A 25,891-nucleotide genomic window follows, 5' to 3' on the forward strand; every position below is an offset into this window, starting at 1 on the left:
TTCCACGCCGCCTGATCGGTTGTTGCGGATGAACAAGGGAAAGACCGGACACACCGTTTCCACGGCATGCCCGGTCTCCCGTGCGAGGACCATGCGACCCTGGGTGGGGTGCGGGTGGAGAGTCCGGCCCGCAGGTGGGGTTGGCCCCCGCCGGGCCTGTTATCAGCCGTAAGCCGGGGTCATCGCGCCGAACCCACTTTCGCGCGAAGCCAAGAGCAGGCGGGCGCGCCGACGACGGGCCTTTCGCGTGCGGAACGGGTTGGCATCGTCCGGTTCGGCATCGACCATCCGTTCGATCATCCGGCTTCGCGCCGAGGTGTTCTCCGGGGCGGGGTTCTGCACATCGTCAGATGGCACTTCCGGCTCATCATAGCGCGGTTCGGTCCGGGCCTGGCTGGTTGCACGCTCGACCAACGCCACGCCGCCACCGAGTGCCATTGACGGCCGCGGATCGATAGCAGGCGACATCACCGGACGCGGTGCGTTGTCCCGGGTGAAGAGCGGCGCGCGAGCCGGCTCGGGCTCGATGGCCGGCTTCGACGGTTGGCTCCTGCTTACTACGGTCGGCTGAGGGGCAGCTGCAACCGGGCGTGAGCGGCGGCGCCACCACACGACTGCGGCAACAGCCAGCCCGATCGGGATCAGGTCTGCCAGCGCAGCGGCGAGCAGGCCGACAAAGCCGCTTTCGCCGGCATTTTCCAATTCGTTCGTCTGTACTGCGGTATTGTCTGTCGGCAGCGGCAGGGTCGGATCATATTCCGCAATTGGCGGACTGGTTTCCCTGCCGAGCGACTCTTCAATCGGATTGGATTCTTCGGTCGGGACAACGGGAGTGCTGGCCACGGGCGAAGCGGGGGTGCGGGTCGGCACCACAGCGCTGCGAGCGGCGACGGGCGTAGTGTTCGCTGCAGCAGTTGTTGTCGGCTGTGCCGCCGGTGCGTCAACCTCGGCCGTTGCCGCCGGCGAAGGTTCGGGTGTGTCCTGCACCTGCGGGTTCGACACGTACCGGCGCGCCGTATCCGGGCTGTTGGTCGTGACCGGCGCAGGGGCCGGAGCGACCGGGCTCTGCATGATCGGCGGCGACGGGAAGGTCGGGCTCGGGGCCGGAACCGAAGTCGTCGTCGGCATCGGCGCAGGCATGCTCTGGGCATCCTGTGCAAAGCCAGGGGTGGGTCCAAGCGCCAGGATCGCGGCTATCGCAACCGGGGCGCAACGAGCGGTGAGTCGAGTGTTGGTCATAACACGCTAAAAACCCGCCGCTCTCCGAGCCGGTTCCTGTAATCCGGCGTTCAGAAAGCAATAAGAGTTTGATTTATTTGCTTTTCAGAGACACGAGTTGCGGCAAGAGCCGCAGGGCTTGCGACGAAACGAAGCTGCGTTCGGGGCGATTTCGGGTCAAACTTTCCGGTTCTGGGGATCGGCAAGGTGGCTCGCGCGGCACGATCTCATTCATAGCTGACTACCTCGAATTCGATGCCATCCCAGTCGAAGAAATAGAACCGCCGCCCCGGCTCGTAATCGCCGTGGCTGAAGGGGGTAAGTCCGTGTTCGATGACCACGCCCTCGGCCGCATCGAGATCGTCCACCAGCACTCCGACATGGTTGAGAGGGACACCCTTCTGGTAGCCACCCCGGGCGGCCTCATTGGTATAGATCGCCAGATAGGTCGTCTCGTCCCCGACATGGATGGTCCACCCGCCCATGGCCGATGGCCCGCGCCAGCGTTCGTGCCAGCCAAGCAGTTGCTGGAACAGCGCGGAGCTGCGTTCGGGATCGGTGACGGTGATATTGGCGTGTTCGAGTTGGCCCTTCGGCATGGTGCATCTCCTGTTGCGATGCACAGCTTTTGCAATCTCAAGCTAACTTGAGGTCAAGTATTATTTTCGCTACCAGCATGGCCGATGAAAGCAGACGATCTCTTGCCCATCGGCGAACTCGCCCGCCGCACCGGTCTCTCGGTCTCGGCCATCCGCTATTACGAAGATCAGGGGCTCGTCACCGCTCTGCGAACCGGCGGCAATCAGCGGCGCTTCCTGCGCGGGGACATCCGCCGGCTTAGCTTCATCCTCATCGCCCAGAAGCTCGGCCTGTCGCTGGGCGAGATCGAGGCACAGCTCGCCCGCCTGCCCCAGGGCCGCAACCCTACGGCTGCCGACTGGAAGAAGATCAGCGGTTCCATCCGCACGCGCATCGACGCCCAGATCGCCCGGCTGGAGAAGGTGCGCGAGGATCTCGACGGCTGCATCGGCTGCGGCTGCCTGTCCTTGAAGAAATGCGCCCTCTACAACGCCGGTGACACTTGGGGCGAAAGCGGCAGCGGCCCGCGCGTGCTGCGCTAGCTGCCGTCGGGCCCCAGCGCCGGGTCGAGATCGCGCGGGCGGGTGAAGTGGACCAGCGTGCCGTTCTCGCCGCCAAGCTGGTCCCAGCTATCGATGGCGAGCTCGATCACCGCGAAGGCGGCAGTCGGGAACTTGGTGCTCGCTTCGTCGAACAGGGCGTTCTCGTTGGCGGGGGCAATCAGCCGCAACAGCATTTCCTGCAGGCCCGGGTTGTGGGCGCAGATCAACACGGAGTCCGCATCCCCGGCCTTTTCCTGGATAACGTCGATCATGGTGTCGGCGCTGGATAGATAGAGGCGCTGGTCGAAACGCGGCGAGAGGCCCAACTCGGCAGACTCCAACGTTTTCTTGACCCGCTCCGCCGGGCTGGCGAGCAGCATGTCGAAGGAATAGTCGCTGCCCCGGATATGCGCGCCCATCAGCGCCCCGCCGCGGCGGCCACGGTTGTTGAGCCCGCGGTCGAAATCGCGTGTCGACATATCGTCCCAGTCGGATTTCGCATGCCGCAGCAGGCCCAGGGTTTTCATCGGTCGTGCGATTCCTCTCGCGGTGCCGTAGCGGCATCGTCGCTGTCCCTATTCACCTTCGGCGGCCCGGCTGCAACCCGCTTCAAAGCCTCATCCAGCGTCAGCCGTATGACAGGCGTTCCCGGCGGAAAGGCGCTGAGGAGCCGCGTGGGAAAGGCGGACGACAGCACGACAAAATGTCCGGCATCCTCGCGGCTGCGGATCAAGCGCCCGAAGGCCTGCGCCAGCCGCGCACGGATGAGGCGGTCGTCATAGGCACCGCCCCCGTTCGCAGCCCGACGTGCCCGGTGCAGGATCGTCGGTCGAGGCCAAGGCACTGCCTCCATCACCACGCAGCGCAGGCTTTCGCCCGGCACATCGACTCCGTCGCGCAAGGCATCGGTGCCGAGCAGGCTGGCCTTGCGGTCATCGCGGAAAATATCGGTCAGCGTGCCGGTGTCGATCGGGTCGACATGCTGGGCGTAGAGCGGCAGCCCGGCCCGCGCCAGCCGGTCGGCAATGCGGCCATAGACCGCGCGCAACCGCTTGATCGCGGTGAACAGGCCCAGCGCGCCGCCTCCCGCTGCCTCGATCAAGCGGCCGTAAGCCCCCGCCAGCGCCGCCAGGTCGCCGCGCTTGATATCGGTCACGATCAGGACCTCTGCCCGGCCGGCATAATCGAACGGACTCTGCGCGCTGGATGTCAGCGGTTGCAGTTCCAGATGCGGCGCGCCGCTCGCTTCGATCGCGGCCTGCCAGTCCTCGCCGGTTTCGCCCCGGTCTGTCAGCGTCGCGCTGGTCAGCATCACGCCGTGCGCGGGTTCCAGCACGACATGGGCGAAGGGCTTCATCGGGTCGAGCCAGTGGCGGTGGATGCCGATGTCGAATTCGCGCATGTCGCCCCGTTCCACCGCAAACCAGTCGACGAAATCGGGATCGGCCGGTCCGCCGAGCCGCGCCAGCAGCGATTCCCATGCAGCAAGCAGGTCGATCCGCCAGCGCAGCGAGTGCCGCGCGCCCTCGATCCGCGCCCGGCCCTGCCCGTCGAGCCAGTCGGGCGCATCCTCCAGCACCGCCTCCAGCCGCCCGGCGAGCTTCATCAGCGGCGCACGGATCGCCGCCAGCGCCACCCCAGCATCCTGCGCCGCCTCGATCAGCGCACCCGGCAGCGAGGCCACCTCGGTCTCGATTCCGTAGCCCGCATCCTGCGCCCCGCTTTCGTCGCGGGCATAGGCGAGCGCGCGGACGTGGCCGAGCAGGGCCTCGACCGGGCCGAAGGGTTGCCCCTCCGCGATCCGCCCCAGCCAGCCATCCGAGGGCAAGCGTCCTGCCGCCTCGACGGCCGCCTCCACCGCTTCGCCGCCAGCATCATCATAGCTCGCAACATCTGCCAGCCGCGCCGCCAGCCCGCGCCGCCGCCCACGATTGCCCTTTTCCGGCCCCACGATCCAGCGGCGCAGCTCGATCGCCTCCGCCCCGGTCAGCGCAGCGGCAAAGGTGCTGTCGGCGGCGTCGAAGACGTGATGGCCTTCGTCGAAGATCACCCGGGTCGGCGGCTGCCCCTGGTGCCGACCGCGCGCGGCATTGACCATCACCAGCGCATGGTTGGCGATGACCAGGTCGGCCTGAGCACTCGCTCGCGCGGCGCGTTCGATGAAGCACTTCCGATAGTGCGGGCAGCCGGCATAGATACACTCGCCGCGCTGGTCGGTCAGCGCCGCAACCCCGCGCTTGCGAAACAGCGTGCCGAGCCAGCCGGGCAGATCGCCACCGATCATGTCGCCATCGGCGCTATAGGCGGCCCAGCGGGCCACCAGTTGCGCCAGGATCGCCGGGCGACCGGCAAAGCCGCCTTGCAGCGCATCCTCCAGATTGAGCAGGCAGAGGTAGTTCTCGCGCCCCTTGCGCACCACCACCGGCTGCGAACCGTCGGCGCGCTGCGCGGGCCATGCCCGGCGGCTCTCACGCCGCAGCTGGCGCTGGAGGTTCTTGGTGTAGGTGCTGACCCAGACTGTGCCTTGCGACTTCTCCGCCCACAACGAAGCCGGGGCGAGATAGCCCAGCGTCTTGCCGATCCCGGTGCCCGCTTGCGCCAGCAGTACATGCGGCAGGGCGCGCTTGTCCCGCGGCGCAAAGACCTTGGCGACGTCCTGCGCATAGGCTCGCTGGCCCTCGCGCTGCTCGGCTCCCTCACCCGTCAGACGCTCGAGCTGCGCCGCGACCTCGGCTTGGCCCAGCATCACCTGTGCCGGTTGCGGGCGCTCGGGTGCTTCCTCCCACTCGGGCAGGCGCGCAAAGAGCCATTTCTCGGCCTTATCGGGTTTGGCTACGTGGGGTGCCAGCACTCCCGCCCAAGGCCAGCGCAGCCGGGCCAGCGATTGCAGCACGCTCCATGCACCTTCGCGCTCGGCCCATTCCGCACTTTCGCATCTTTCCAGCAGTTTGCCTGCGGCTCTTTGCAGCAGTTCGGGCACTGCCGCGTCATCACGTGGCTCGTCCAGGTCGAGCGCATGCGCCAGGCCCTTGGGCGTCGGCACACAGAACTTGGCCGGATGGACGAAGGCAAACAGCTCCAGCAGATCGAGCCCGGAAAGATCCGGATATCCCAGCCGCGTCGCCACCAGCGGGGCGTTGAGCAACAGCACCGGCGTATCCGCCGCCGCGTTGATTGCCTCGCCTTTCGAGCACCCGCGCGTATCCCGGTTGCCGTCCTTCAGCCAAGTCCCGGCGTGGCTCGCGTGCAGCGCTGGAAGGGGGATCGCGGGCATCGGTTATGGTGTTGGGGAAACCGGAACGAAAAGTAAACACTGCAGGGGTCGTCATCCCAGCGAAAGCTGGGATCTCTGACGGCCAGGCGCCACTTTGTCGAAACCGATCCCAGCTTTCGCTGGGATGACGGATGAGGTTATGCGTTCCCCACCACGAAGCACGCCGCTGCCATCAGCGCCCCGGCCCAGCGGTTCGAGCGGAACCGCTCCAGCGGGTTGGCAGGATCGGCCGGGTCGAGCGTCACCACCTGCCATGCCAGATGTCCGGCCACCGGCAGCAAGGCCAACAGCGCGATCCAGTCCGCTCGCAACAGCCAGATGCCGAGCGCCCACAGCGCCACTGCCCCGGCGTAGAACAGCGCCACGCCTGCCGTGACGCTCTCACCCAGACGCAAGGCGCTCGACTTGATGCCGACCATCGCGTCGTCCTCCCGGTCCTGCAGCGCGTAGATCGTGTCGTAGCCGATCACCCACAGCGCCGAACCGCCATAGACTGCCGCCAGCGCGGGCAGCTGGTCCAGCCGGAACTGCGCCCAGCCGACCAGCAGCCCCCAGGTAAAGACCATCCCCAGCCACGCCTGCGGCCACCAGGTGATGCGCTTCATAAAGGGATAGGCTGCGACCAGCGCGAGGCTCGCCAGCGCCACCAGCTGCGCCTCGAACCGCAATTGCAGCAGGACGAGGAGCCCGATCAGACAGAGCGCGAGCAACCACCCCCACGCCGTCTTGCGCGACACCCGCCCGCTCGCCACCGGGCGGCTGGCGGTGCGCGCCACCTGACGGTCGAGATCGGCGTCAACGATATCGTTATAGACGCACCCCGCCCCGCGCATGGCGATACTGCCGAGCAGGAGCCAGCCGAGCATGGCCAGCTGCCATCCTGCCCCCGCCAGCCATACGCCCCAGACGCAGGGCCAGAACAGCAGCCACCAGCCAATCGGACGATCGAACCGGGCGAGCATTGCTAGATCCCTGGGTACCTGGGGCAGGCGCGCGACCAAGCCCCGATGCTCGGAATCTGGGACGACATCGGTCGGGGCAGCGTCGGACATGGCTTGCTCCTACCTAACTCGTCATCCCAGCGAAAGCTGGGATCGTGGGCCTCCGGACCCCTGGTTGCCGATAGCGATCCCAGCTTTCGCTGGGATGACGGATGTGGTTTAGGAACTCCCATGCCCGCAACGCCCGCCTGGCCGCCCCGCTCCGCCCCGCGCCTGTTCGTGCCGCAGCCGGTGACGGCTGGCGCCCCGGTAACCGTCGACGGGAACGCCGCACATTACCTGGGCAAGGTGATGCGGATTGCGCCGGGTGACGCGGTGATCCTGTGCGACAACGAAACAGGCGAATGGGCCTGCAAGGTGCTCGACGCCGGCAAGCGGCAAGTGATGCTGGAGCCGGTCGAGATGCTGCGCCCACGCGAAGAGGTGCCAGATTTCTGGCTCGTGCCTGCCTTGCTCAAGAAAGACCGCTTCGACCTGGTGCTGGAGAAAGCGACCGAGCTGGGCGTGCGTGCAGTCCGGCCCGTCGTTACCCGCCGCTGCGTCGCCGATAAGCTCAATGCTGATCGGGCGCGGATGATCGTCACTGAAGCCGCCGAGCAATGCGCCCGCACCGCCCTGCCCGACCTCGCCGAGCCGGTGAAGCTCGATAGCTTGCTGCGCGCCTGGCCGACGGACCGCGCGCTGTTTTTCGCCGACGAACTCGGCGGCGAACCGGCAGACCAAGCCTTCCGCGCCAACACCGGCCCTGCCGCGCTGCTGACCGGCCCCGAAGGCGGCTTCGACGAGGCCGAGCGCGCAGCCATCCGCGCCTTGCCCCAGGCCCGTGCCATCACCCTTGGCCCGCGCATCCTGCGCGGCGAGACTGCTGCCATTGCCGCCACCGCGCTGTGGATGGGCACGGTCGGCGACTGGCGGGCTTAGGTTACAGACATCGCCCACAAGATTTGCGGTTTCATCTGGAAACCGAAATTTCTTTCCCTTGCCATTTTCGCGGCCTAACGGCGACTTCATGAGCACTCGGGAGGAGAGCGGGGCCGAGGACCCCATCATCGAATCGCGCAACCAGCTGGTCGCGCCGATGCAGCGTGGCGAAAAACCCAAGAGCGACTGGCGCATCGGGACCGAGCACGAGAAGCTCGTCTACAAGCGCGAGGACCACCGCGCCCCGTCCTATGACGAGCCTTGCGGCATCCGCGACATGCTCAAGAATCTCGAGCGCTTCGGCTGGTCTCCGGTCGAGGAAGGCGGCAACGTGATCGCGCTAAAGGGCGAGGACGGCGCGGTCAGCCTCGAACCTGCCGGGCAGCTCGAACTGAGCGGGGCGCCACTCGAGAACCTGCACCAGACCTGCAACGAGACCGGCCGCCACCTCAGTCAGGTGAAGGAAGTGGGCGAGAAGTGCGGGATCGGCTTCCTCGGGCTCGGCATGTGGCCGGACAAGACCCGTGAGGAACTGCCGATCATGCCCAAGGGCCGCTATGACATCATGCTGCGGCACATGCCGCGCGTCGGCACCATGGGTCTCGACATGATGCTGCGGACCTGCACCATCCAGGTCAATCTCGACTATTCATCCGAAGCCGACATGGTGAAGAAGTTCCGCACCAGTCTCGCTCTGCAACCGCTGGCGACCGCCCTGTTCGCCAATTCGCCTTTCACCGAGGGCAAGCCCAACGGTTTCCTCAGCTACCGCTCGCACATCTGGTCGGACACCGATCCGCATCGCACCGGCATGCTGCCCTTCGTGTTCGAGGACGGCTTCGGCTACGAACGCTGGACCGACTACATGCTCGATGTGCCGATGTACTTCGTTTACCGCGAAGGCAGATACATCGATGCGGCGGGCCTCAGCTTCCGCGATTTCCTCGACGGCAAGCTGTCGGTCCTGCCGTGCGAGAAGCCGACGCAGAGCGATTGGTGGGACCATCTCAGCACCGCCTTCCCTGAAGTGCGATTGAAGAGCTTCCTCGAAATGCGCGGAGCGGACGGCGGCCCCTGGAACCGCATCTGCGCCCTGCCCGCCTTCTGGGTCGGCCTGCTGTACGACGAGGCCGCGCTCGACGCGGCATGGGAACTGGTCAAGGACTGGACGATGGAAGAGCGCGAGGCGCTGCGCAACGCGGTGCCCAAACTCGCGCTCGATGCCCCGATCCCCGGCGGCCACAGGCTGCGCGATCTGGCGAAGGATGTTCTGAAGATCTCGCGCCAGGGCCTCGCTGCCCGCGCCCGGATCAACACCGGCGGCGACAACGAGACCGGCTTCCTCGAACCGCTCGACGAGATCGTCGCCAGCGGCAAGGTGCCGGCCCAGCGCCTGCTCGACCTCTTCCACGGCGAGTGGGGCGGAGACATCGCGCGGGTTTACGAACACAGTTTCTGAGCGTTTGCAGTTTTGGGGGGAAGAGAACAGATGATCCAGATCAACGGCACCATCCGGCTGGCCCCGGGCACGGTTGCGAACAACCCGGAGACGGTCGAAGCGATCAAGGCCATGGTTGCCGCCAGCCGCGCCGAGGACGGGTGCTACACCTACACCTTCGCGCAGGACCTGTCGGACCCCGACGTGCTGATCATCTACGAGCGCTGGCGCGACCGCGAAGCGCTGGCCGCGCATGGCGCGTCTGCGCATATGGCCGAGTTCCAGAAGGTTATGGCCGCCAACCCGCCGGTCGGGCGCGACCTGCGCATTTACGAGACCGACGACGGGGCGCCGCTCTAGCGCTTACTCGGCGGGTTCTGCCAGCACCGGGCGGCTTCTGCGAACCCATTTGCCGAGCCGCACCAGCGGCGCGGTGATAAGCCCGTGCTGCTCCATCCAGTCGGAATAGGCGCGGTACTTCGGATCTTCTGCCAGCAGGTGCGCTTCCTCGGTCTTGGCGCGCCAGTAGTAGATGCCGCTAACGACCGCGAGGAAGAAGCTGTTGCGGATTACGTCGACCAAGCTGCCATCGGGCCCGACCATGAAAGGCAGGACGGAAAGCCACCAGAACAGGTTCTTGGAGACATAGGCCGGGTGCCGGGTGAAACGATACGGCCCGTTCGTCAGCACCCCGCGATAGGTCAGGTTGGAGAAGCGGATGCCGAAAGCAACCGTGGCCCAGGCATAAATCGCCGTCAGGAACACCAGCACTGCGCCCCACAGGCTCAGCAGGACCGGATTGGCTTCGAACCAGTGCACCCAGCCGGGCGTGTGGACCTCGTACGCCAGCAGCCCGTCGCCGCCCATGAAGCCGAATACGAAGGGCGGATAGCATAGCAGCGCCGCGACCCAGCCGCCGAGGAAGGGATTGCCGCTGCGGATATGCGCATCGAGCGGGCGGAACGTGACGAGATAACCCACCGTGCCGATCTGCACATCGACCAGGAACAGCAGGGTGATGAGGAACCAGGCAAACTGCGCCGGGTTCTGCCCGAACGCGACAAGGTCTGCCTCGACCACTTGCTGGAACCCGCCCGGCAGAATCGAGATCATGAAGGCACCGAAGAAGCCCTTGATGATCCATGCCCGCCAGTGCTTCTTGACCTCGTCAATCTCATACGGCTCGCGACCCAGCAGCATGGCGCCGAAATGCCAGCAATGGTCGCGCGGCTCCACCATCCGTCGATCGAGCCACAGCATGTAGGGAACCGACAGCACGAGCATCGGTACGAGCGCCACGCCCAGCACCTTCATCGCGAACAGGTACTGCCCGTCCCAATACCATCGCCCTAGGCAATAGAGGCCGGCGATGATCGCCCAGGTCGCCCACAGACCGGTGATCTTCGTGGTGGAAATTGCGCCGGTCTCAATGGCCGGGCGCGGATTGCTCCAGTCGATCCCGGTCGAAGGGCGCATGTGGACCTTGTCCACCAGCAGCGACCAGACGATCATCGGTCCGGCGGTGAACAGCATTGCTGCCAGCGAAGCAAAGGGTCCGGACAGTGGAGCACGCGGGCCGCCGATATCGAGCGCATCGGCGATCGGCGCATAGTTGCGGCAAAACAGGATCCACGCGGCCAGACCCAGCAGGCCGGCAAAGCCGACACCGGAAGAAACATCACTCCGGGGTAGCTGCGGGGAATCCACGGCAGGGCGAGACGTTGCGCGCATGGTATTGCCTTACCCGCAAAGGGTTAAGGCCGTCCCAAAAGCATTCGCCCCGGTACCGCTTTGGAGCGGCCCGGTGCGAAAAGGTTAATTCGTTCCTTCGGCTTAGCGGAACGCGTGCAGTTCGCCACTGTCGTCGAGCACATAGAGCGTGTTGTTCGCAACGATCGGCGGCACGCTGACCGGCTGCTTGAGGTCGGTAAACAGCTGCGCGCTGCCTTCGCCCACGCTCAGGCGCCAGATCTCACCTTCGCTGCTGGCGACATAGAGCGAATTGCCGGCCAGCACGGGGCCGGTCCAGAAGATCGGGCCCTGCTTGTCCTTCACGTCGCGCCATCGCGGCAATTCGGTCATCCATCGGACCTTGCCGCTCGATCGTGCAATGGCGAGCATCTTGGCATCGTCGGTCAGGGTGAATATCCACTCGCCGGCAATGGCGGGGGTGGAAATGCCGGCCAGGCTCAGTTCCCAGATGCGCTGGCCGGTGACCAGTTCATAGGCCGCCATGCGCCCGCCCTGGCCCAGCGCATAAACGCGGCCTGAATCGATGATCGGGTCGGCATCGATGTCGGTCAAAGAGCCGACCGCCGTGCTGATCGAAGTTCGCGCCAAAGCATCGGACCACAGGGTGATCCCGTTCTCGTAGCGATAGGCCACCAGCTCGCCCGAGCTGTAGCCTGCGACAATCGAGCCCTGCCCGGCCGCGGGCGAAGCGACGCCGAACACGCCGGCTTTGCCCGATGCACCCGATTCCTGCCACGCCACGCTGCCATCACTGGCTCGCAAGGCGATAATCTGGTTATCCTGCGTCATCACGATGACCAGGTTGAAAGCGAGCGTCGGCGCATCGCGCAGCGGCCCGGCGGGCTTGACCTTCCAGATCTCGGCCCCGGTATCGGCATCGAGAGCGACCACCTCGCCGACGCCATTGGTGGCGAAAACCCGGCCGCCCGAGTAACTAACCCCGCCGCCGAAGGCCGAACTGCGCGAACCCTTGTCGACTTCGATCTGGTGGCTCCAGACCTTGGCACCGCTGGCCGCGTCGAGAGCATTCACAGTGCCTTCGGTGTCGACCACGAACAGCTTGCCGCTGCCCACCACAGGTGCGGCGCCAAAGCGCGCCCGTTTGCTGGCGCCGGCAATGCGGGCCGACCAGGCTTTCGAAGGGTTGTCAGCCAGCGCGAGGTGGCCATAGCTCTTGCTCGGCGTCCCGCTGGCCATCGCCCAGTCGGCATTGACCTGCTGCGGCGGCAGCACGACGGCGATCCCGGCCAGTGCGGGATCGATCGACGCACCGGTCTCGATCTTCGACAACACCGGCTCGCGAATGCCCAGCGTCGGGGTCTTCTTGGGACCGTCGCCACCGCCGAACAGACCGCCGGAGCAACCGGCCACGCTGGTGGCCAGCACGGCTGCGGTCGCTGCCTTGAAAGCCCAACCGTTTCGCGAGAAATGCATCAATCCCATCCGTTCTGTGTCCTCTGTCCGCAGAGTCCGTCCAATGACCTATTCGGCCTTGGTCGAGGTCGCGTTCTTGTCGGCGTTCACTTCGTCGAGCACCTTGTCGACGTCTTCGATTGCATCGATGCCGAGCAGACCGGCCATCTGTCGTGCGCGCGACCGCAGGGTTTCCGGCACATCTTCATCCTTTGAAATCTGGCTGAAGAGTGTGCCGGCCTCGTTCTTCTTGTTCTGGTCCAGATAGGCCATGGCCACCAGTTCACCGGCCCGGCCGAAGAAGGCATTGTCGGGAACCGCAAGGGCCTTCAGTCGGCTCACCACTTCCTCGGGCTGCATCGTATCGTATTGCGCCTCTACCTGGCGGATCAGCGCAAGGTCGCGATAGGCCTGCGGGGCTTCGCTGTCGGTCGCCAGCTGGCCGAACATCTTGGCCGCGCCCGGCTTGTCGCCCTGCTGCATCAACACCGCGCCTTGCAGCATCAGCGCCGAAGCGCGGGTGCCGACATTGTCGCCCTTGGCCAGCTCGGCAAGCGTCTCGCCGCCGGACCCGAGATTGCCGGCTGCGATCTGGTCCATGGCCGAAACGAGCTTCTCCGACGAAGCCTCCATCGCAGCTTCCTGGCGGCCATCCCACCACAGGTAGCCGCCAAAGGCAGCCAACCCGCCGATCACCAGGCCGAGCAGCGGGCGACCGTATTTCTGGCCGAACTCGGCCATTTCGTCCTGCCGCACGGCCTCGTCGACTTCGCGCAGCAGCGCTTCGTCCTGGGCAGCGGCGATCTTGGCCTTCTTGTCGTCTTTGTCGGAGGAATTGCTGGGTGTCAGGGCCACGGAGGCGCATCTTTCTTGTCGTGGATACTCGGGTGTGCGGGTCTTTAGGGTTGGCTGGATGCCAAATCAACACAAGCTGGCGTGAACGGGAGGTGAAGTTGTGGACCCTTAGCCGGGGAGAGCTCTGCCGATGGCACCGCCATAGAGCCGCCGATAGGCCGCGATCATGGCGCTTTCGTCGTAACGCGCGCGGGCCAGCAACCGGTTCGCCGCGCCGATGGCGACACGGCGGTCGGGATCAGCGGCAAGCGAAAGCAGCGCCTGCTCCAATGCGGCCTCGTCACCAGGCTGGCTGACAAGCGCGGTGTTTTCCTCTGCCACCATGTTGGCAATGTCCCCGACGGCTGGGGCCACCACGGGGAGGCCCGCCGCCATCGCTTCAACCACGGATATGGGAAACTGCTCCGAATTGCTCGACAGCGCAAAGATGTCGAACAGGCCGACATAGCGCGACGGGTTGGGCGCAAAACCGGGCAGCAACACGCGAGCGGCGATGCCCAATCGCCCAGCCTCTGCCCTGATCGTCGCTTCCTCCGGACCTTCGCCGACGATCACCAGTTTCCACGGCTCCGGCATGGCAGCAAAAGCTCGGACCAGCCGGGGCAGGTTCTTGACCGGGCGCAGTCCTGCCAGCGTGCCGACCCACAGCTCGCCATCGCCCTTTTTCAGTCCCGGCAAGGCGTTGCGCGCCGGAGTCTTGGCGAAAGCCATGGTGTCGATGCCGTTGGGGATATTTGCGACCCGTCCAAAGGGCTGCTCCCACACCTCCAGAGCAATCGCCTCCAGCGTCTGCGACGGCACCACCAGCCGGTGGGTCTTGCCCAGCGCCAGCTTGTGATAGAGGTTGCGGCTGGGCTTTAGCCCAAACTGTTCGTCCTCGTTGAAGCCGTCGGAATGGTGTACCAGCGGCGGCAAGTCCAGCGGCCCGCTGAACAGCGTATGCGCCATCACGGCATCCATCGCGCCCCAGTTGTAGGTCAGGACGAGGTCATAACCCTTCATCGCCTGGGCAAGGCGATGGAGCCGCCACGGCCATGGCTTGCCCTGAAGCGAGGGGAAACCGTCCGGAAAGCGAACCCGCGCGCTCTTGGCAATGTGCTGGGCCGCACCGGTCGCGCCGGGAACGCCGGAAACGATGCTGTGCTCCACTCCCGGGCCGAAAGCGTTGATCAGCTGCACGCAGCGCAGCTCCTTGCCGCCTGCGGAAAAGGTCGAATGCAGATGCAGGAAGCGGACCGGGTCCGCCTTTGTCTGCTTCATGGCACATGGCCCAGCAACCGGTCGATGGCGACCAGCACATCGGGCTCACTCAGGAGCGGCGCATGGCCGGTGTCGGCTACGGTAACCAGCACGAGCTGCTTGTTCCGCGCCTGCATTTGCATGGCGGTAGCGGGCGAGAGAATGTTCGACTGCGCCCCCCTCACCAACACCACCGGCGCAGTCGCCAGCGCTTCGAAGGCGAGCCACATGTCGGGTGGCGCAGCATTGCTGGGCGCAGCGCTGAAGGGCTCGGCAATGGCCATGTCGTAGTCGAACACGATGCGCCCGCCCTGCCCCAGCACCATCACCCGCTTGGCCATGGCCAGCCAATCCTCGATCCCGAAAGTCGGGTGAGCGCTGCCATGTACATCCTTGAGCGCGCGGGCAGCATGCATCCAGGTCTGGAAACTGCGCCCCTGCCCGACATAGCCACGGATCGCTTCCAAACCATCCTCGTCGATCACCGGACCGATATCGTTGAGCACCGCGCCAACGATCCGTCCGGGCCTGGTCGCGGCAAGCAACATGGTCATCAAACCGCCCAGCGAAGTGCCGATCGCGACGAACTGCTCGATCCCTTGCTCGGCCAGCAACAGCTCGACATCCGCAGCATATTGCACCGGGTTGTACGTGCTGCTGTCCTTGGCATAGTCGCTGCGGCCCCGCCCGCGCATTTCCGGCACGATTACCCTGCGCGACGGTGCAATCCGCTCGGCCAGTTCGGCAAAATCGCGCGCATTGCGGGTGAGGCCGTGCAGGCACAACACCGGTGCCTTGTTCGCATCGCCGGGGTAATCGCGATAATGCAGCTTGAGCCCGTCGGCGCTCTGCCAGTGGCGATGGGCCCAGGCGCGTTCGGTGTCGGTCGGGTCGGTCAACGGCGGTGGCTCTCGCAAGGTTCGGCAGGTTCCGCTTGTGAAGCGGTGCGCTTGGCCCCACTTACGCTTTATGCGCTCCGAACCGCAAGCCGCGAGCTATCGCCCTGACCCAGCGATAGAAGATATTGCACCCTGGCTCGCCGATCCGGTCAAACCGGCAGATTTCCCGCAGGCAACCCTGCGCTTCCGCAACGACCGACATGCTGCGACCGTCGGGCTCGACAAGCTCTCTGACGAGGAGTGGACCAGCCACTTCGCCCGCTTCGATCCCCTGCCCGGCAACTTGCCCCAGCCGCTGGCGCTGCGGTATCACGGACACCAGTTCCGCGTGTACAATCCCGACATCGGCGACGGGCGCGGGTTCCTTTTCGCGCAGCTGCGCGACAGCGCGGATCGCTTGCTCGATCTCGGCACCAAGGGGTCGGGCACCACACCCTACAGCCGCACCGCCGACGGGCGGCTGACGCTCAAAGGTGCGGTGCGCGAAATCCTCGCCACCGAATTCCTCGAAGCACTGGGCGTGAACACTTCCAAGACATTCTCCGTCATCGAGACCGGCGAGGAACTGGAGCGCGGAGACGAGCCCTCGCCTACCCGCTCGGCCGTGATGGTCCGTCTTAGCCATTCGCACATCCGCATCGGCAGCTTCCAGCGGCTGCTGGTGCTGGAGGAGCCGGGGCACATGGCCGCGCTGGTGGATTATTGCCTCGCCCGTTACCCCGGCCCGCCCCCGCCTGACGATGCGCCCGGTCGCGATGAGCCGGCCGTGAAATTGCTCCACCAGGTGGTCGAGCGGATGGCCGACCTTGCCGCCAGCTACATGGTCAGCGGCTTCGTCCACGGGGTGCTCAACACCGACAACATGAATGTGACCGGGGAAAGCTTCGACTACGGCCCATGGCGCTGGCTGCCCAGGTGGGAGCCGGGCTTCACCGCGGCCTATTTCGATCACTCCGGCCTCTATGCTTTCGGTCGCCAACCCGAAGCGCTGCATTGGAACTGCGGCCAGCTGGCTATCGCGCTAAGAGCGCTGGCCGAGGCCGAGCCGCTGATCGCGGCCATGAACCGTTTCGGACCGCTCTACGCCCAGGCCATTGCGCGCCGCTGGTGCTGGCGACTGGGTGTGGAATCGCGGGGCCTTGAGGCTGACAGCGCGCTTGTTGCGGCGTGCGAACGCGAATTGCGCGATGGCGCATGGCAGCCCGATGCGTTCTTCCATGCCCATCGTGGAGGGCGCGGCGAATTGGCTGCCCTGGCAAATTACACCCCCGTCGAAGGCGCGCTCGACCACCCCTATTGGCATGAAGGCGCGCCCGAAAGCATGCTGATCGACGAGGTCGAAGCGCTGTGGTCGGCCATTGCCGATGGCGACGATTGGCAACCCCTTGAAGACAAGGTCGCCTGCCTCCGCCGCGCCGGCAAGGCACATGGCGAGCTGCTGCCACCGCCGGGTCATGTAAAATACGCTTACACTTCGTCTCCCCCGAATTGACGCATAGTCCTATTCCGCTAGATACCCCGCCAGGCCGCACGGAGGGGTCGCACCTTCCCGTCCAGAGATCGAACGCAAAACCTTGAGCCAGAACCAAATCATCTCTTACGATCCGTCGACTGGCGAAGAGCTGTGGCGCGGCAAGACCGGTGACGTCGATGCCACGGTGGAGCGCGCACGCCGAGCCTGGCCCGAATGGGCGGCCAAGCCGCTGGCGTTCCGGATCGAGACCTGTCGCCGCTTCGTCAACGAAGTGCGCGCGGTCAGCGACAAATTTGCCGAGCTGATCGCCAAGGAAACGGGCAAGCCGCTGTGGGAATCTAGAACCGAAGTCGAATCGGTGATGGCGAAGGTCGATATCTCCGTTTCGGCCTATGCCGAGCGGACCGGGCAGAAGAAGCTCGAGAGCGGTCTCGGCGGCACCGCTGCCGTTCGCCACAAGCCGCACGGCGTGATGGCGGTGCTCGGTCCCTACAACTTTCCGGCGCACCTGCCCAACGGCCACATCGTCCCCGCGCTCATCGCAGGCAATGCGGTGATCTTCAAGCCAAGTGAAAAGACTCCGGCGGTCGGCGAACTGCTGGTCAAGTGCTTCCACAAGGCCGGCGTCCCGGCAGCAATCATCCAGCTGCTGGTGGGCGGCCCGACCGAAGGCCAGGCACTGGTCGCCCATCGCGGTATCGACGGCGTGCTGTTCACCGGCTCGGCCCAGGCGGGGATCGCCATCAACAAGAAGCTGGCGACCAATCCGGGCAAGATCCTGGCGCTTGAAATGGGTGGCAACAACCCGATCGTCGTCGCCGACACACCTCTGATCACCGATGCCGCGATTCTGATTGTCCGCTCCGCCTTCACCAGTGCCGGCCAGCGCTGCACCGCCGCGCGGCGCCTGATCGTGGTCGAAAGCATGTACGACGCGATCGTCGCCGAGGTAAAGAAACTCGCCGACCGGCTGATCGTGGGTGAACCCTTCGCGGATCCGCAACCTTTCATGGGCTGCGTGATCGACAACAACGCCGCCGACCAGCTGGTCGAAAGCTTCCTCTATTTCCTTTCCCACGGGGGCAAAGCGATCAAGCACATGACCCGGCCGGACGACAATCTGCCGTTCCTGAGCCCGGCGATCATCGACACCACGAAGATCGAGAACCGCCCCGATGTCGAGCTGTTCGGGCCGTTGCTGCAAGTCATCAAGGTGCCGGATCTGGCGGCGGGCATTGCCGAAGCCAACAACACCCGTTTCGGGCTCAGTGCCTCGCTGATCGGCGGAACCCCCCAAGACTACAACAGGTTTTGGGCCAGCGTGCGCGCCGGTATCGTCAACTGGAACCAGCCGACCAGCGGCGCTTCGTCAAAAGCACCCTTTGGCGGGCTTGGCCTGTCGGGCAACCATCGCCCGGCGGCCTATTACGCGGCCGACTATTGCGCCTATCCGGTGGCAAGTGCGGAGATGGACCAGCCGCGCGCCACAGTGGGCGTCGGTTTCAGGGACGGCTAGAAGCCACTTGTCACCAGCCCCACTTCGCTGATGCCCGACTGCCGGCGACGGACATAGATCGCATAGCGGCTGGCGCCCTTGCCCCCCTCCACCACCTCGATTTCCCCTGCCCGCGAGTAACTGGCATTCAGCCCCGCCTTGCGCGCACTGGCTGCATAGAAAGCCAGCACATCGGCGCGGGCGACCGGAGTCAGGAAACGCACCGCGCGCAGCTTGCAGCCACCGCTGTCGCTACCCGCCGCCTCGATGGTGTTCCCGCGAGGATAGATCGGCAAGGCAGCAGGCATCCTTGCGGCCCATCTGGCGGTGAAACTGGCCTTTTCGGCACACACTTCGGCACCCGTGGTCAGCTTTGCCAGTTCCGTGACGGAATAGAGCGCTGCTTCGGGCAGTGGCTCCGCCGCTTTTGGCTCGCTCAGCTGTCGCAAGTTGGCCGTTCCGCCGACCAGGTCGGCCGCTTCCAGCTTGGCTCCCTCGATCGCCTCGCGCGTCGCAACGACCGGCGGCAGCGAATGGTCGCCATTTCCACTCAATGCAGCGTTGGCTTCGTTCTGCTGCGAGAGGTCCGGGTCGACCATGATCTGGTCGTTGAGCGCCTGGGTCGCCATCGGGTCGCGCTCAGGCACGATGCCCGGCTCGTCCGCTTCGCCAGAGCAAGCGGCAAGCAGCACCGGCAAGAGGAAAACGGCAAGGCGCATGGGGCCTTGTAGCGCCGCGCTTGTGAAAAGCGCATCGATTCTCCGGCTGGTTCCACAATTAAGGATGCCCTGCCCCGAATGAACGGGAGCAGGGCATCCTCCGCGGCTTGGTGGGGTGCCGCGCCCTGGCTTCGCATGCGAAGCCAAAGGTCGTGATCTGATTAGCGGCAGCGGCTCCCGCCGCGATCGACTTCGCGGCCGAGCAGGGCACCGGCGACACCGCCAAGCAGCGCCCCGAGCGTGCGGTCACCGCGGCCGGCAACTTCACGGCCGATCAGCGCACCCGCAGCGCCGCCGATCAGGAGGCCGGTGGTGCCGTCGCTCTTGCGGCAGTAATAACGGCCATCGTCACCGCGCCAGACGCGGGTTTCGCGATAGACGGGCTCGTCATAACGATCGTAGCCACGGTCGTAGCGTGCATCGTAGCGACCACGGTCGTAGTAGCGGTCACGATACTTGCGCTTCTTGCCGTGCTCGGCAACGTCGGCCTGCCACGCAGGCACGCCGTAGGTCGCTTCAGCCGCAGGGGAATGCTGCGAGAAGGGAGCTGCGGCGATCGGCGTGGTCACCATTACGGCGGAAGCGGCGACGGCAAGGGCGGTAGTCTTGAACGGGTTGGGCATGGCGACTTCCTCTGATTTCCTGACTGGTTGACCGGGCGTTCCCACCAGTGATTGCGTCCGATGTGTTCATAAATAACCAACCCATTCTGAACGGACTGCAACGCCGCTGTCAGAATCGCGTTAATCGACGAGCCGACAGGATTCAGGCGACGAATGGTTGCTTGCAGGCGCATTGGGGCCAGCCTAGGGGCCGCTGATGAACGCCGAACCCGATCACAAGCCGTCCGGCCTGCCGCCAGCGCTGGGCGCCTATCTGATCTGGGGTTTCCTGCCGCTCTACCTGCTGCTGGTGAAGGTCGTCCCGCCGTTCGAATTCGTCGCCTGGCGGATCATCTGGACGCTGCCGGTCTGCCTGCTGATCGTGTGGTTCCGCCGGCAATGGCCCGAATTGCGGGATGCCTTGGGCAATCCCAAGGTGATGCGGGTGCTGCTCGCCAGCGCCATCCTGGTGGCGATCAACTGGTTCGTCTATGTCTGGGCGATCCAGAACGGCGAGGTCTATGCCGCCAGCCTCGGCTATTACATCAACCCGCTGGTCAATGTGCTGCTGGGCACAGTGCTGCTGTCGGAGAAGCTTTCGCGCCTGCAATGGATCGCCGTCGCCATCGCCAGCGCCGGGGTGGCGGTGCTGGCGACCGGCGCGCTGACTACACTGTGGATCAGCCTGACGCTGGCGATCAGTTTCGGCACCTACGGCCTGCTGCGCAAGCAGGTGCCGGTCGGGTCGCTCCCCGGCCTGACCATCGAGAGCGCGATCCTGCTGCTGCCATCAGCCGGGATCGCCACATGGTACGCGGCGAGCCCTGCCGGTTCGAGCTTCGACGATTCGCTGGGTCTCAGCCTGGCAATTGTACTTGGCGGGGTGCTGACGGCGGTGCCGCTGCTGCTGTTCGCCATTGCTGCGCGGCGGATGGATTACTCGACGCTCGGTTTCACTCAGTTCCTCGCCCCCAGCATCGTCTTCGTGCTGGGGCTGACGGTGTTCGAAAAGCCGCTCCACCAGGCCGAAATCATCAGCTTCGCCCTGATCTGGACGGCATTGGCGATCTTTGTCTGGGACTTGCTGGCGAAACGCCGGGCCGGGGTCTTCTCCACTCACGTGGAAGCGGCACCGGCCCGCTCCCCCACCCGGCCACCCACAGAGTAACCTTGGTTGAGGGGCCGGGTGGGGGAGCGGGCCGGTGCCGCGTCGTTTCAGTGCAGCTGAAACAAACTTCGGCTATCCCAGTCGCCAGTTGAGCGTCTGGCCCGCGTGCCAGGGCACGACCGGGCCGCCCGCTGTCTCGATCACCTCGGGCACTTGCTGCGACTCGCGTACCAGAGTGATGCTCTCTTCATTCACCGGCAGGCGGTAGAAGGCCGGACCGTGGAGCGAGGCGAAGCCTTCGAACTGCGCCAGTGCCCCCTCATCCTCGAACACCGCGAGATAGCTTTCGAGCGCATGCGGCGCGTTGAAGATGCCGGCACAGCCGCAGGCGCTTTCCTTGGTGTGCTTCTCATGCGGGGCGCTATCGGTGCCGAGGAAGAACTTCGCCGAGCCCGAGGTCGCCGCCGCACGCAGAGCCAACCGGTGCGTCTCGCGCTTGGCCACAGGCAGGCAGTAATTGTGCGGCTGGATCCCGCCGACCAGCATGGCATTGCGGTTGATATGCAGATGCTGCGGGGTGATCGTCGCCGCGACATTCTCGCCAGCGACTGTCACGAAATCGACGGCATCGCTGGTGGTGATGTGCTCGAACACAATCCGCAATTCGGGCAGCCGCGCATGGAGCGGCGCGAGGGTCCGGTCGATGAATTCCTTCTCGCGGTCGAACACGTCGATATCGGCGTCGGTCACCTCACCATGGACGCAAAGCACCATGCCGGCCTCGGCCATCCGTTCGAACACCGGCATCAGCCGCGCCACGTCGGTCACGCCGTGGGCGGAATTGGTCGTGGCATTGGCGGGATAGAGCTTGGCAGCGGTAAAGATACCTTCGGCATGGCCACGGACCAGATCGTCGGCATCGGTCTGGTCGGTGAGGTAGGCTGTCATCAACGGCGTGAAATTCATCCCCGCAGGCACCGTAGCGAGGATCCGCTCGCGATAGGCTGCGCCGAGCGCGCTGGCGGTCACCGGCGGCGAGAGATTGGGCATCACGATGGCCCGGGCGAACTGGCGCGCGGTGAAGCCGACCACCCCAGCCAGCATCGCCTCGTCGCGCAGGTGCACATGCCAGTCATCGGGGCGGCGGATCGTCAGTGTCTCGGTCATCGCGCGCATCCCTAGAGCGCTCGGCGCGCTCTTTCCAGTAGCGTTTGCGGCGCGTAGAGGCGGGCGCCATGAACGTCGCTTTCCTGACCTGTCCGGGCACCCACCCCGGCTCCCCCACCCGCCGCGCCGATGCTTTCGAGCATGATCTGATGGTCGCAGCGATCCGGCCCGAGCTGGCGACGCGCGGTCACGGGCTGGTCGAGATCGACTGGCGCAGCCCGCTCGAAGCATTTGCGAACATGCCGCTGGTGCTGGTCGGGACGCCGTGGGACTATCAGGACAGCGAAGAGCAGTTTCTCGCCAAGCTGGAGGCGTTGGAGGCGGCGGGCCATATCCTATGCAACAGCGCCGCGACGGTGCGCTGGAACGTGCGCAAAACCTATCTGCGCGATCTCGCGGCGAGCGGCGCGGCGACGATCCCCACGCTGTGGATCGAGGCCCCGACCGCCACTGATATCGCCGCCGCGATGGAGCACTTCGGCACCGGCAGCGTTGTCGCCAAGCGCCAGGTCGGCGCGGGTGCCGAGGGCCAGTCGATCCACCACCACGCTTCGCTCGATACCGATTGGCGCATGGCGCATCCGGCCATGTTGCAACCCTTTCTCCCGCAAATCCAGCGAGATGGGGAATACTCCTTCCTGTTCGTCGATGGCCGGTTCTCGCACGCGCTGCGCAAGCGGGCGGCGGCGGGCGATTACCGCGTGCAGTCTATCTACGGCGGGACCGAGGAAACGCTCGAGCCTTCCCCGGATGATATCGCGACCGCCCAAGCGGTTGTCGATGCCGTGCCGCAGGGCATGCCGCTTTACTGCCGGATCGACATGGTCCGGGGAAGCGACGGCACCCTGCTGCTGATGGAGGCCGAGATGATCGAGCCCTTTCTCTATCCCGAACAGGGCCCGCAATTGGGCGTACTGATGGCCGAAGCGATCACGCGCCGCCTTGAAGCCCTGACGCCGGTCACCACTTAGCTCGGATGGCCACGCTCCTTTCCAATCGCGCCGTGATCCGGCTCTCGCCGCTTGATGGGAGCGAGGATGTCGCCGACTTCCTCCAGGGCCTCGTTACCAACGATGTGAAGCGCACCCTGCCCGCCTACGCTGCGCTGCTGAGCGCGCAGGGCAAGGCGATGTTCGACTTTATCGTTTGGTCGGACGGGGCGGACGTACTGCTCGACTGCGAAGCGGTCTATGCCGACGAGCTCGCCAAGCGGCTCAGCCTCTATCGCCTGCGCCGCAAGATCGCGATTGCGCGGGACGATACGCTGGCAGTGCACTGGAGTCGGGAAGGCGACCTGGGAACCGCCGACCCTCGCCTCGCTGCCCTTGGCCACCGCTGGCTCGCACCGGCGGAGAACGAGGATGCGGCGGACGCCGAATGGCTTTCCCACCGCCTGTCGCTGGGTGTGCCGGAGGGACGCAAGGAACTGGGCGATATCCTGTGGCTGGAGACCAATGCGGTCGAGCTGAACGGCGTCAGCTTCACCAAGGGCTGCTATGTCGGGCAGGAGAACACCGCGCGGATGAACTGGCGGCAGAAAGTCAACCGGCGGCTGGTGGTGGTCCCGCTAGCCCAGGCCGACGAGAAGCGGACCAAGGCGCGGTACCAGGCAATGGGCCTGGCGGTGGTGCATCAGCGGACCGAGGATATCGATCCGGCCGATGTGCCGGAATGGATGCGGCTGGAGAGCGAGGAAAGCTAGCGCGCTAACACCAAGCCCGTTCGGGCTGAGCTTGTCGAAGCCCAGGCACAAGGATCTCGGGAAGGGAGCGGCTGCCCTTCCACAAGCTCAGGGCGAACGGAGGTTGAGTAAGGCGGCTGGCCTTGACCCTAAACCTCTTCCGCGTGGCGCCCGACCAGGTCCTCGACGATCATCCGCTCGGCGATATCGCGGGCGACCGATTCGGGGAGCGCCAGCGACTTGGCCAGTGGCCCGCCGATCAGCGACTGGCCCAGCGCCAGCAGCACCACTGTATGCGTCACCCGGTGTGCGGCCATGGCGTCGATATGGCCTTGCTCTTCCGGATTCAGATCGTCGACCATCGAATGGATGGTTTCGACAAAAGGTTCGATTGCGTCTTCGTGTCCCGTCGCCAGCATCCAGCTGACCAGCGCGCCGCCGCCCTCTCGCTCGAACGCGTCGAAAGCGATATCGACTATCTCGCGCGGACTGCCCAGCCCCGCCCGAGTCGCGCGCACCGCTTCGGCCACGCTTTCGCACACCGTCTGCGCCAGATGGGCGGCGAGATCGCGCTGCAGGCCCGCTGCCGAGCCGAAATGGTGGAGCAGATTGGCATGGGTGCGCCCGACCTTGGCCCCGACCGCTTTCAGTGTCACTGCCTGCGGCCCGGCCTCGATCAGCAACTGGCGCGCCGCTGCGAGCGCGGTGGCGCGCGATTCCTCAGGCGAACGGCGTTTGCGATTGGGCATGGCAGTGCCTTGCGAAGTCCCTGTTTTTGCGATCCGTCAGCCGGACGCTAGCCCCCCCGGCTCCCTGCGGCAAGCAGTAACGCGAAGCTTATTGACACCAATGTCAGTAAGCGATACTTACATCAATGTCAGTAACGAATCAGGGCCTCAAGCAATGAACGCTCCGACCACTTTCCCCGTCGATGCCGCCGCGAAGACCCCCACCCCGGCCGACCTCGCGATCACCGTCCGTGATCGCCGCTTCGGCCGTGGGCTCAAGTCCCGCCGCTGGTGGCTCAATGGCGATCCGGTTGCCAGCGCCTGGATGAACGCGCTCAGCGCGACCTTTCCGCGCGGCGAAGCCTACTTCATCGAATCGGTGAAGGCCTTCCGCGAGGGTGCCGATGCCAAGCTCACGGCTGAAATCCGCGCTTTCGTGAAGCAGGAGATCAACCACACCCGCGAACACGTCGCCTTCAACCGTCTCGCCGAAGACCACGGCTATGACATCAAGGCGATCGACCTGCGGGTGAAGGAACTGCTGGCCCAGCTCGAAGGTCGCCCGCAGATCCTCAACCTCGCCGCGACCATGGCGCTGGAACACTTCACCGCCATGCTCGGCCACGAACTGCTCAAGAACCCGGCGCACCTCGAGGGCGCTGATGGCGACCTGGGCGACCTGTGGCGCTGGCATTCGGCCGAGGAAGTCGAGCACAAGGGCGTGGCATACGACACCTGGCTCCACGCCACGCGCGACTGGAGCCGGTTCCGCCGCTGGCGCGTCAAGAGCCTGATGATGCTGCTCGTGACCGTGCGCTTCATCAAGCACCGCTGCGAAGACACCATGGAATTGCTCGAACAGGACGGTCTGACCGGCTGGAAGTGGCGCCTCAAGCTGGCGCACTACCTGCTCGTCAAGCCCGGCTTCCTGCGCCGTATCATCCCCGGCTGGCTGGCCTACTTCATGCCCGGCTTCCACCCGTGGAACGAAGACGATCGCGCCCTGATCAACCTTTACGAAGGCGACTTCGAAGACGCGCTGCTGCCCGCGGAATAGCTCTCCAGCCCCCCGCTGCGCACGCGCAAAAGAAAGGCCCCGCAATCACTTGCGGGGCCTTTTTGTGTTGTGATCGAGGATCATGCTGCTTGTGGCAGCTCCATCGCGGTCTCGCCGAGGTCGAGTTCGAACTCGACCGATGCGACCTCGCCGCCGCGCGCCAAGCTGTGACGCTGGCGGGTCTGACCCGTAGGCCGGAAACCGATCTTGCGCAGCACCTTGCCCGATGCAGGATTGTCCACGAAATGCCCCGCCGTCAGCCGGCGGTGACCCAGCGAGCGGGCTATCTCGACAATGGCGCGGCCGGCTTCGGTGGCAAAGCCACGGCCCCAATAGTCCCGCCCGATCCAATATCCGATCTCGGGCTGGCCATCATGCTCGCCCAGCCCGGCGCTGCCGATCACGCCGACCCCCGGCAAGGTGACGAGGAAGTGCGGCAGGCGCGGGTCCTGTTTCATCGAGGCGAAGCTGCGGGCATCGGCTTCCCCATAGGGCCACGGGGCGCGACCGAGATTGCGCGCCACGCCCTCGTCGTTCAGGCGAAGCAAGATCGCCTGCCAATCCTCGGGAAAGGGCGGCCTCAGGAACAATCGTTCGCTGCGATGGAACATGGGTCTTCTCCTCTTCGCCCCGCGCCGGGCTCCTAGTCCGGCCGCGTGACAATTGCGTGGCGGCGCAACGAAGTTACGCCAAACGGAGAGGGAGAAACGACAAGAGGGAGACGGGTCG

Annotated in this window: 25 protein-coding genes; 10 read left to right on the forward strand and 15 right to left on the reverse strand. The window is 65.4% G+C overall.

The window, feature by feature from the left end:
• Positions 1 to 162: 162 nt before the first annotated feature.
• Together LY632_RS11255 and LY632_RS11260 are read right to left on the reverse strand one after the other, a co-directional pair.
• The gene (locus LY632_RS11255; RefSeq protein ID WP_234091223.1) at positions 163 to 1,140 is read right to left on the reverse strand and encodes a hypothetical protein; all 978 of its coding nucleotides are present in this window, start codon (positions 1,138 to 1,140) and stop codon (positions 163 to 165) included.
• A 305-nt stretch (positions 1,141 to 1,445) separates the two neighbouring features.
• Complete coding sequence (locus LY632_RS11260; protein WP_234091224.1) at positions 1,446 to 1,817, reverse strand: VOC family protein; 372 nt, start codon at positions 1,815 to 1,817, stop codon at positions 1,446 to 1,448.
• 84 nt (positions 1,818 to 1,901) lie between these two features.
• On the opposite strand from LY632_RS11260, the gene soxR reads away from it, so the two are divergent.
• Positions 1,902 to 2,339 (forward strand): redox-sensitive transcriptional activator SoxR, encoded by a 438-nt coding sequence (soxR, locus tag LY632_RS11265; protein WP_234091225.1) that lies wholly within the window; start codon positions 1,902 to 1,904, stop codon positions 2,337 to 2,339.
• Here the strand turns inward: soxR and LY632_RS11270 are convergent.
• The 3 genes from LY632_RS11270 to ubiA form a co-directional block, all read right to left on the reverse strand.
• Positions 2,336 to 2,866: a histidine phosphatase family protein gene (locus LY632_RS11270; protein ID WP_234091226.1), complete on the reverse strand. Its 531-nt coding sequence runs from the start codon at positions 2,864 to 2,866 to the stop codon at positions 2,336 to 2,338. The genes soxR and LY632_RS11270 overlap by 4 nt on opposite strands.
• Positions 2,863 to 5,613, reverse strand: coding sequence for an ATP-dependent DNA helicase (locus LY632_RS11275; protein WP_234091227.1), 2,751 nt, complete (start codon positions 5,611 to 5,613; stop codon positions 2,863 to 2,865). Before LY632_RS11275 ends, LY632_RS11270 begins: the two co-directional genes overlap by 4 nt.
• 137 nt (positions 5,614 to 5,750) lie before the next feature.
• Entirely contained in the window at positions 5,751 to 6,665 is a 915-nt protein-coding gene (gene ubiA / locus LY632_RS11280) for a 4-hydroxybenzoate octaprenyltransferase (protein ID WP_234091228.1), read from the reverse strand.
• A 120-nt stretch (positions 6,666 to 6,785) separates the two neighbouring features.
• Here ubiA and LY632_RS11285 point away from each other — a divergent pair, with 120 nt between their 5' ends.
• The 3 genes from LY632_RS11285 to LY632_RS11295 all read left to right on the forward strand — a co-directional run bounded on the left by LY632_RS11285 (position 6,786) and on the right by LY632_RS11295 (position 9,333).
• Positions 6,786 to 7,535, forward strand: coding sequence for a 16S rRNA (uracil(1498)-N(3))-methyltransferase (locus tag LY632_RS11285; RefSeq protein ID WP_234091229.1), 750 nt, complete (start codon positions 6,786 to 6,788; stop codon positions 7,533 to 7,535).
• A gap of 88 nt (positions 7,536 to 7,623) precedes the next feature.
• The gene (locus LY632_RS11290; protein ID WP_234091230.1) at positions 7,624 to 8,994 is read left to right on the forward strand and encodes a glutamate--cysteine ligase; all 1,371 of its coding nucleotides are present in this window, start codon (positions 7,624 to 7,626) and stop codon (positions 8,992 to 8,994) included.
• Positions 8,995 to 9,024: 30 nt separating this feature from the next.
• Complete coding sequence (locus tag LY632_RS11295) at positions 9,025 to 9,333, forward strand: putative quinol monooxygenase (RefSeq protein WP_234091231.1); 309 nt, start codon at positions 9,025 to 9,027, stop codon at positions 9,331 to 9,333.
• A gap of 3 nt (positions 9,334 to 9,336) precedes the next feature.
• On the opposite strand, the gene LY632_RS11300 is transcribed toward LY632_RS11295, so the two are convergent.
• The 5 genes from LY632_RS11300 to LY632_RS11320 form a co-directional block, all read right to left on the reverse strand.
• Positions 9,337 to 10,704, reverse strand: coding sequence for an isoprenylcysteine carboxylmethyltransferase family protein (locus tag LY632_RS11300; RefSeq protein ID WP_234091232.1), 1,368 nt, complete (start codon positions 10,702 to 10,704; stop codon positions 9,337 to 9,339).
• Between the two features lie 102 nt (positions 10,705 to 10,806).
• Entirely contained in the window at positions 10,807 to 12,159 is a 1,353-nt protein-coding gene (locus LY632_RS11305) for a PQQ-binding-like beta-propeller repeat protein (RefSeq protein ID WP_234091233.1), read from the reverse strand.
• Positions 12,160 to 12,207: 48 nt separating this feature from the next.
• Positions 12,208 to 12,993: a tetratricopeptide repeat protein gene (locus LY632_RS11310; protein ID WP_234091234.1), complete on the reverse strand. Its 786-nt coding sequence runs from the start codon at positions 12,991 to 12,993 to the stop codon at positions 12,208 to 12,210.
• 108 nt (positions 12,994 to 13,101) lie between these two features.
• On the reverse strand, positions 13,102 to 14,253 hold the full coding sequence (locus tag LY632_RS11315; protein ID WP_234091235.1) for a glycosyltransferase family 4 protein: 1,152 nt from the start codon (positions 14,251 to 14,253) through the stop codon (positions 13,102 to 13,104).
• Complete coding sequence (locus LY632_RS11320) at positions 14,250 to 15,131, reverse strand: alpha/beta fold hydrolase (RefSeq protein ID WP_234091236.1); 882 nt, start codon at positions 15,129 to 15,131, stop codon at positions 14,250 to 14,252. Before LY632_RS11320 ends, LY632_RS11315 begins: the two co-directional genes overlap by 4 nt.
• Positions 15,132 to 15,201: 70 nt before the next feature.
• Between LY632_RS11320 and LY632_RS11325 the strand changes: the two genes are divergently transcribed.
• Both LY632_RS11325 and astD read left to right on the forward strand, forming a co-directional pair.
• Positions 15,202 to 16,623: a protein adenylyltransferase SelO family protein gene (locus LY632_RS11325; protein ID WP_234091237.1), complete on the forward strand. Its 1,422-nt coding sequence runs from the start codon at positions 15,202 to 15,204 to the stop codon at positions 16,621 to 16,623.
• Between the two features lie 82 nt (positions 16,624 to 16,705).
• Positions 16,706 to 18,121, forward strand: a complete 1,416-nt coding sequence (gene astD, locus LY632_RS11330; RefSeq protein ID WP_234091238.1) for a succinylglutamate-semialdehyde dehydrogenase — start codon at positions 16,706 to 16,708, stop codon at positions 18,119 to 18,121.
• Here astD and LY632_RS11335 read toward each other — a convergent pair.
• Positions 18,118 to 18,819 carry a hypothetical protein gene (locus tag LY632_RS11335; protein WP_234091239.1) on the reverse strand — a complete coding sequence of 234 codons (702 nt, stop codon included), beginning with the start codon at positions 18,817 to 18,819 and terminating at the stop codon, positions 18,118 to 18,120. The genes astD and LY632_RS11335 overlap by 4 nt on opposite strands.
• 161 nt (positions 18,820 to 18,980) lie before the next feature.
• Positions 18,981 to 19,442, reverse strand: a complete 462-nt coding sequence (locus tag LY632_RS11340) for a glycine zipper 2TM domain-containing protein (RefSeq protein WP_234091240.1) — start codon at positions 19,440 to 19,442, stop codon at positions 18,981 to 18,983.
• 196 nt (positions 19,443 to 19,638) lie between these two features.
• Between LY632_RS11340 and rarD the strand changes: the two genes are divergently transcribed.
• On the forward strand, positions 19,639 to 20,589 hold the full coding sequence (gene rarD, locus LY632_RS11345; protein ID WP_234091241.1) for an EamA family transporter RarD: 951 nt from the start codon (positions 19,639 to 19,641) through the stop codon (positions 20,587 to 20,589).
• Between the two features lie 72 nt (positions 20,590 to 20,661).
• Here rarD and pyrC read toward each other — a convergent pair whose 3' ends face one another.
• Positions 20,662 to 21,696 (reverse strand): dihydroorotase, encoded by a 1,035-nt coding sequence (pyrC, locus tag LY632_RS11350; RefSeq protein WP_234091242.1) that lies wholly within the window; start codon positions 21,694 to 21,696, stop codon positions 20,662 to 20,664.
• A gap of 68 nt (positions 21,697 to 21,764) precedes the next feature.
• Here pyrC and LY632_RS11355 point away from each other — a divergent pair, with 68 nt between their 5' ends.
• Positions 21,765 to 22,667 carry a RimK family alpha-L-glutamate ligase gene (locus tag LY632_RS11355; RefSeq protein ID WP_234091243.1) on the forward strand — a complete coding sequence of 301 codons (903 nt, stop codon included), beginning with the start codon at positions 21,765 to 21,767 and terminating at the stop codon, positions 22,665 to 22,667.
• A gap of 5 nt (positions 22,668 to 22,672) precedes the next feature.
• On the forward strand, positions 22,673 to 23,398 hold the full coding sequence (locus LY632_RS11360; RefSeq protein WP_234091244.1) for a folate-binding protein YgfZ: 726 nt from the start codon (positions 22,673 to 22,675) through the stop codon (positions 23,396 to 23,398).
• Between the two features lie 128 nt (positions 23,399 to 23,526).
• Here the strand turns inward: LY632_RS11360 and LY632_RS11365 are convergent, their stop codons facing one another.
• Entirely contained in the window at positions 23,527 to 24,126 is a 600-nt protein-coding gene (locus tag LY632_RS11365; protein ID WP_234091245.1) for a TetR/AcrR family transcriptional regulator, read from the reverse strand.
• A 154-nt stretch (positions 24,127 to 24,280) separates the two neighbouring features.
• Between LY632_RS11365 and LY632_RS11370 the strand changes: the two genes are divergently transcribed.
• Positions 24,281 to 25,162: a metal-dependent hydrolase gene (locus tag LY632_RS11370; RefSeq protein ID WP_234091246.1), complete on the forward strand. Its 882-nt coding sequence runs from the start codon at positions 24,281 to 24,283 to the stop codon at positions 25,160 to 25,162.
• Between the two features lie 80 nt (positions 25,163 to 25,242).
• On the opposite strand, the gene LY632_RS11375 is transcribed toward LY632_RS11370, so the two are convergent.
• Entirely contained in the window at positions 25,243 to 25,773 is a 531-nt protein-coding gene (locus LY632_RS11375; protein ID WP_234091247.1) for a GNAT family N-acetyltransferase, read from the reverse strand.
• Positions 25,774 to 25,891 lie beyond the last annotated feature (118 nt).

Origin of the sequence: Erythrobacter sp. SDW2, from assembly GCF_021431965.1 — a bacterium.
GTDB lineage: Bacteria > Pseudomonadota > Alphaproteobacteria > Sphingomonadales > Sphingomonadaceae > Parerythrobacter.